General features: G+C 37.1%; 5 protein-coding genes. All 5 read right to left on the bottom strand.

Annotation, left to right across the window (positions count from 1 at the left end; all coding sequences use genetic code 11):
- The coding region (locus BFI01S_RS20320) for a phospholipase D-like domain-containing protein (RefSeq protein ID WP_061794216.1) at positions 1-1,354 on the bottom strand (1,354 nt) is incomplete at its 3' end.
- Between the two features lie 703 nt (positions 1,355-2,057).
- Positions 2,058-2,921, bottom strand: a complete 864-nt coding sequence (locus BFI01S_RS20315; RefSeq protein ID WP_019382217.1) for a MurR/RpiR family transcriptional regulator — start codon at positions 2,919-2,921, stop codon at positions 2,058-2,060.
- Between the two features lie 202 nt (positions 2,922-3,123).
- Positions 3,124-4,020, bottom strand: coding sequence for a serine hydrolase (locus BFI01S_RS20310; RefSeq protein WP_061794215.1), 897 nt, complete (start codon positions 4,018-4,020; stop codon positions 3,124-3,126).
- 38 nt (positions 4,021-4,058) lie between these two features.
- Positions 4,059-5,102 (bottom strand): serine hydrolase domain-containing protein, encoded by a 1,044-nt coding sequence (locus BFI01S_RS20305; RefSeq protein ID WP_235831239.1) that lies wholly within the window; start codon positions 5,100-5,102, stop codon positions 4,059-4,061.
- Positions 5,103-5,286: 184 nt separating this feature from the next.
- The gene (locus tag BFI01S_RS20300; RefSeq protein WP_061794214.1) at positions 5,287-6,777 is read right to left on the bottom strand and encodes a M81 family metallopeptidase; all 1,491 of its coding nucleotides are present in this window, start codon (positions 6,775-6,777) and stop codon (positions 5,287-5,289) included.
- Between the last annotated feature and the right edge of the window lie 556 nt (positions 6,778-7,333).

The raw sequence follows: 7,333 nt of genomic DNA, 5'->3' as shown, positions 1-7,333 counted from the left end.
CTTCATAATTCAGGCGAAAGCTTCTCATATCATAGTTTGCTGCGCCTACTTCTGCAATTTCTCCATCAATGATCATCAGTTTTGCATGTAACATTCCTTTATCGTACTGATAGATTTGGACCCCAGCTTCTATAAGCTCTCCGTAATAGGTTTGACTTGCAAAACCCACGATTTTTTTATCAATATGGCGGGGAACCAGTAATCTTACGCGTACACCACGAGCCACAGCTGTCTTTAATGCCATAATAATATCTGTTTCTGGTATAAAGTAAGGCGTTGATATATCAATGGTTTTGCTCGCTTGTGTTATCAATATAAAGTAAGCTTGGCGAATAACTGGTGTGGGAATTCCAGGGTTTCCTTCCAGCGTATGGATGTATGCCTTATGCAATTCTCCTGTCTTTGATTGGGTATTGTCTGTTTTACCTTCTATAGGCCATAACTCAGATCCTAATTCGGCAGACCATCTTGAAAGATCTATGCTGCTGGCTGGATTGATTTCCTTTGATTTATATTTTTGGGTTTTGGTACTCTTTTTCGTTGCATCAGATTTCGCTTTTGACTTTATCCGTTCTGGTACAGCGATATTCCAATGAACGTCGAAGATAGCCTGCAAGTCTCCAGCTGCTTCGCCTTTAATTTGCAAATGAGTGTCCCTCCAGAATCCAACGTCCGGCCTTAATCCTGTATATTCATACCCAATGTTCATACCGCCAGCAAAGGATTCCTTACTGTCAATAGTGACAATCTTACAATGATCCCGATAATTCCAATTGGACAAAACCCAGGGAAATTTTAAAGGGAAAATTGTCCGGCATTCGATCCCTGCTTCCACCATCTGAAGAATTTTTTGTCGCGGAAATTTTTTACTCCCCCAAGCATCTCTAATAAAACGAACCCGCACTCCATTTACTGCTTTTTCTATCAGCAGTTCTGTAATACGATTACCAATTTGGTCGTTACGATAGATGAAATATTCCAGATCAATGGTTTTTTGGGCTTTTTGAAGGGATTCGATAAGCTGATCATATTTTGCGATTCCATTGTTTAGTACTTGGACTTTGCCGATTCGAAGCCCGCCTACAGAAAAATACCTTAAAGCATTGGCGATGATCGATGCAGAATCACTATATGTCTCAGGCAACTTATAAGACTTATTATCAGAAAAGGTCAATCTTTTACGATGAATAAGATTGGGATTTGATATGCTAAGATATAATAAGAAACCAATGACAGGCAAAACAAGGGCGATTACTATCCAATTCAAAGCTTTGGAAGGCCGCCGAACTTCCCAAATGGCTATGAATAAGATAAAGACCGTATTTAACAGGTATAGAAAGTAAATCCATTCCAACTAAAATTCCTCCTTAGTTTTTCCATTAACATGTACAAACCATGCAGCAAGTATACATATGGAATATGGAGGAATTGGTCAGGCAGACTTTTACTCATGAGTTATGAGATTCTAAACGAGGAAAGTGTGCGGATAAAGAAATTTTCAAAGACTTATTCCAAAAAGTAACGTACCTATGAAGGGTGTGTATAATTATAAAAAATAATTAAATATTTATGCATTTTTGTATTTAAATTATATTTTGAATCCGTTATAATAATATTGGTCGAACTATTCAAACAGTTGACCCCCTATATTTTGAGCTTAGAGTATTCTAAGCTCACTTTTTTTACAGATAAAAATAAAAAAGAGCTGAACTCAAATTTAATGAGTCAGCCTCAAGAAACAAGATTAAACTTCAATTTATAGTAAAAAGGATTTGTTTCGGCGAATAACCATTCCACAGGTGCGTTTCAAAAAATGGTTATCTTTTACCGTTATTTCTCCGTTCACTAGAACGTGACGAACTCCAACGGGCAGTCTGGAGGGTTTTACGTCCATAATCCCTGTGGCAACTAGAAGCCCCTCAGCGTCAATTACGTTACTCCATCAGATTCTATAAGAGGGCCTATTTTTCAATTTTACCATTTTTTATACCTATATCTAATGAGGTCCATGGGTTCCCCGTTCCATCAATACATCAAATATATAATTACCCTCTCAATTACATTTTTGTAAATGGAGAAAATTCATCACTTGTCTGATCGTATTCTTCCAACCGCTTTTGGACTTTAGTTTCCTGTGAAGCGGCTATACTTGTAACAAGTAAATTAAGTAAAGCAAAGGTGGGGGTAATCCCTTTTAAAGGAATCGGAGAAGGTGCAACAACCTTGAACAAAATATCGGAAAGCAGTCCTAAAGGGGACAGCTCATCATCTGTTATTGCAAGTACCTTTGCTCCTTTTTTCTTTGCTGCTTTAACAAACGAATTGGTTTCTTTAGTATATCGAGGAAAAGAGATGGCAACCACTAATGTTCTCTCATCGATTAATGATAAGAAATAATTAGCATCCTCTATTTCTCCCCGATATAAAAGTGTATTTCCAACTACAATATTCAGGCTGAATGTCAGCCAATTTGCAGGACCATATGATGAACGGAAGCCGATAACTATCCGCATTTCTGAGTTTATCAATAAATCCACAGCTTTTTTATACTGGCTGTAATCTAATTGCTCTAAAGTTGATCGAACATAAGCGCTATCCTGCTCAATAACGTGTTGAATTAAGTTAATATCTTTTAGAGACTTGGATGTAGATCGAAAATCTTCTATAGGATCTGTCTTATGTAATGAATCTTCTATTAGGGAAGATTGAATTTCTTTTTGCAGTTCGCTATATCCTGAATATCCAAGTGCATATGATAATCTAATTACGGTTGTATCGCTTGTTTGACTAGCGATACCTACCTCTTTTGCTGTTTGAAATGCAACTTCCTTAGGGAAGTCAACGATATATTTTGCTACTAATTTCTGTCTTTTTGTTAGTTTATTAAATAGTTTTCTTATTCTCTCATTATAATTATCCATAAAGTGAACCCTTCCTGATGAGTTAATCTTGGTAAGTTACATCTGAATTGCCTTAGTCACCTTTGAGAAAAAAGAACGTTACACGCTGTAACGCCCTCAGACAATATATTAAAAAATATAAAGGTACCTTCTTATCATATATGGTTTTATTATCAAAATAAAGAAATTTTATAATTTTACATCTTTTCTAAGAGTAAAGCATTTACATGGTTACTTCGGTTCGAAAATAACCATAAGCTGCTCTGGATAATTCAGCAATTTTTCTTGCACCCTCAGCTTCTGATTTGTTGCCAATTGAAAATGCGGAAATGATAAACCTTCCTTTGTTATCTGGCAGCTCCACGATTCCTGCGTCATTTACAACACTTGCAACGGTGCCTGTTTTATGAGCGACAACTGTAGTCGCAGGTAATAAGTAAGGTATCCTATTTCGGAATTGCTGCTTTTCAAGAATTTCAAACATATCATCACAAGCTTTTTCCGAAATTAATTGTTTATTTGCAATCTTTTCTAATAACAACGCCATATCAAATGCAGTTGTTACATTATTATCTATACTTTCTTGGAACACAATCGAATTATAATCAATTTCACCATTTTTAAATCGACGGTTTATTTCATGATAAAGTTCAAGTGAAAATCCTTGTGGCGGAAGTCCAACACATGAACAAAGAAGTTCCCAGCAGCTAAAACGAATGTAAGTATTGTTTAGCCCGACTTCTTTCATATATTGATTTACATTTTCTTTACCTATAATACGCAATATCTTATCTGTTCCAACATTATCACTTACAATGACCATCATTGTTGCTAAATTTTTTATGGTAACATCGATTCCTGGAATTAACTCTTTAAATATACCGGATCCATTTACTAAGTCTGCTTCTTCAAGCCGGATACGCTCTTGCAAATTGACCTTCCCTAAATGAACATCACGGTATAAAGCGGCCAAAATGGGAATCTTAAAGACACTGGCAGCCTGGAAAAAACGGTTCTCATTGATTGCAGCAGTCTCTCCGGTTTCCAAATGTTTAACATATACACCAAAAGTACCACTGGCATCCCGTAAAACTTCTTCTAGACGATCCTGTAAACTCATAGCAAACACCCCTCCATCTTTTGTATATACGGTTTCATTTATTTAACAACTTGTTTTGTTGAAACTTTAGGGAATTGTCTAAAGTGATAAGAAATACCCCATGGTTCATTATTATCATCTACTAAAATTTCAGCTATTTCTGTAGAGTCGTTAACATACGCAATAAAAGCATTTTCTTTTACAAACATGATAGGTATCTCAGCTTTTTGTGAAATAAGAACCGGCTTTCCATCTTTTATTACAATCGATACTTTCATTCCTTCATTTGACTCATATTCTCCTTGGTACTGTTCCAGCCGCTCTTCACCAATCTCGTATTCTTCAAAGGAAATGTGAGATGCCTCTACTTCCCTTCCTGCATAGGCATTAAATGCAAGCTGCATAACACGTGCAGCAGGAACACCTGCCAAATTTGTCAGGACCACACCTGAAACTCCTTTTTCAGGTAAAATACTTAATTGTGCAGAAATTGCCTTTAACCCTCCACCATGTTCAACCAGAGTAGTACCAAAATAGTCAGGGGTAATCATTAACCCATAGCCATAAAACCTTCCTGGCTGTGTTTGAATATGAGGTTTAACCATTTCTTTTACACTTTCCTCAGATAGGATTCGCTTACCGTTTACTACACCAGCATTACGGAAAATTTCGGCGTACCTTAACATGTCCCCAGCAGTCGATTTTAGAAAGCCTGCAGCTCGCATAGATGGAGCGTCCCACCAAATCGGAGCAGGTATAATACGCTTCGTTCCTTCACTACTGTCCTCTGCATAACAAGTGGTGATATTTTCATAGTCACCATATTCCTCGATCATGAAGCAGCTGTATTTCATACCACAAGGAGAAAGGATATGATCATATACATATTGTTCGTAGCTTTTCCCGCTAACACGTTCGATGATGGTTCCTAATAAAGCATATGCATCATTTGAATAACTAAACTGTGTACCAGGGTCCCCTAATAATTCAATATCCTGGTCTGCAATAAACTGCATAAGTTGTTCATATGTGTCGATTGGTTCGTAATTTTCCTGCTCGATCTTTAAACCTGGATAATTTTGTGCAGATGGGTCAATATCCATGTTTTATGAACATCAATGCTGTCAGGCTCACGAACAGAGGATATTACCAGCGTGTCCCGTGGTGCAGAACCCGTTGTGTCAGATCCAGCAGTTTTTTCGGAAGCTGGATTACAGCCTGTTAAGATGACTGCGAAACTTATCAAAGTGATGGATAACATGTTTAATACTTTCTTTCCCCCATTTTTCACTTGAATTTTTCTTTTTGAAACAGCGTTATTTCCTTATAAAATGGATATACTTTTTTTCTGAGTCTTGTATGATTAAAGGATTTTAGATTAAAGCTGCTTAATCCTGGAGAGTCAACTGAAATGATTTCCTTTGCAAGCGGTTCAAAACCTGCCCTGAAATGCTGGCTTGATTTTAAGGCCACGATTTTATAGGATTTTATATCAATCCCATGCAGCAAAAAGATTTGTTCATCCAGTGTCTGTGACCTTTTAGAACAAATTATAATATCGATCCCATCAACTATGACTCTCGCAGACTTGCCATAATTGATGCTTGCACCTCTTCCCATCGGCGAAGACTGGATAAACTGCCCATCAGTGAGAGTTTTTACGTATGCTTTAACATGTATAGGCTCCCCATGCATATCGTCCGTTTTTCCGCCGAGCAGTACTTCGATTACCGTCCCCACTCCACTTTCATGTGCAATATCCACTACTTCTGGATCATATATAAAGCCGAAACAAGCATTTTCAAGCTTTGCTTTTAACATAGCTGAGAGCAAGTGAGTTCCATCACCTGGTGTACCGCCCCCAGGATTATCGGAGGTTTCGTTAATTATGATTGGCTTGCCTTCCATCCTCAACGCTTTATTTATACCTTCCTCAGGAGTATCGATATCTGGAAAAAAGTCCTCTCTAGTATTCCAAATTTCTATTGCAATTTCTTCTGCTGTTTGATCTGCCAGCTCCTGGTCATTATTAGTAATAGCTACAACCGTTACACCGACTTCAGGAATATTGGTGTAAGGAAATCCATGAAAGAATGTACAATCAATAATTTTTTCGTTTTTTTCGCGTGTCCAGCATAATTCATTAATGTGCTTCGCAGGAGGTAAATTCGTGGTGGAAGTGGGAATCATAAGTGGCAGTTTTTTGAGGCTCATCTTTGGATGTATTTCTTCTAAAAGAATTTGCTTCGTAATATCAATGGCTTCTTTTCCTCTTTCATAACAATCGACATGAGGGTAGAAATTAACACCTAACAGGACATCAGCTTCTTTAACCATCTGGTCAGTTATATTGCCATGAAGATCCAGTGTGACAACAACAGGGATTTTATATCCGATAATTTCTCTAACAGCAGATAATATACCCCCTTCAAGATCATCAGCATCCTCCGCAACTCCAGCACCATGAAGTGCCAGACAAACAGCCTCAAATTCACCCGCTGCTTTAATAGAATCCGTTAATTCATAAATCAGCCTCTCGTAGGTTTCCTTCGTTATTAACCCTGAGGGCATGGCAAAAGCTGAAAAACTCGGAATAATTTCCACCCCAATTTCTTCAGCCCGATCAATCATACCACCTAAGTAATTTCTTACTTTTCGATGTTTCTGTATGATTGTATCTCCGTGTATCCATTCCCATTGCTTAAACGATTCAACTGTTGTTTTCACATTGGAAAATGTGTTGGTCTCGTGTGCAATTCCACCTATCAAGATTCTCATTGTTATCCCGCCTTTTTTGAAGTAAATACTTTAATTTGTTTTAAAAATGAAGTAAACGTTTTATTGTTTGTAATTATATTACTAATTTGTTACCTTTTCAATACATAAATTTATATTTTTATAAATTTTCAGAATTAATTTTACAGCCCTAGGTTTTTCTAGCATTTCGGTTTAGCGATGAATAGAAAAAATTCGGGACTGAATCCAAGGGAAACAGTCCCGAATTTTATCTGGCACATATCAATCAAAACAAGGAGGGCGCACAAATAATCGAGTGGGTAGGAAAAAAAAGCAGCATGCGCATACTTATTGCATACTGCAGAAAGCTAAATTATATTTTATGAAGACTGTTTTCTGAGGGATTAGTGCTTTTGATTATTTGGCAAACAACATCTTAACAGGCCAGTTCTCAACAAAAAGAGGGTTAGTGAGTAACAGCTATCATAATGAATTGATGGATACATAGCAGATATTTTTTCCTCCTCGTGCATAAACATCAGTATCCTTACAAAAGAAAAGCATTACCTCAAAGGAAGTAATGCTGGTAGGAATTCTT

Source organism: Cytobacillus firmus NBRC 15306 (assembly GCF_001591465.1).
In the GTDB taxonomy this organism is placed as follows: Bacteria; Bacillota; Bacilli; order Bacillales; family Cytobacillaceae; genus Cytobacillus; species Cytobacillus firmus.
The sequence above is the reverse complement of the archived record's forward strand: the minus strand, read 5'-3'. Positions and strand labels throughout refer to the sequence as shown.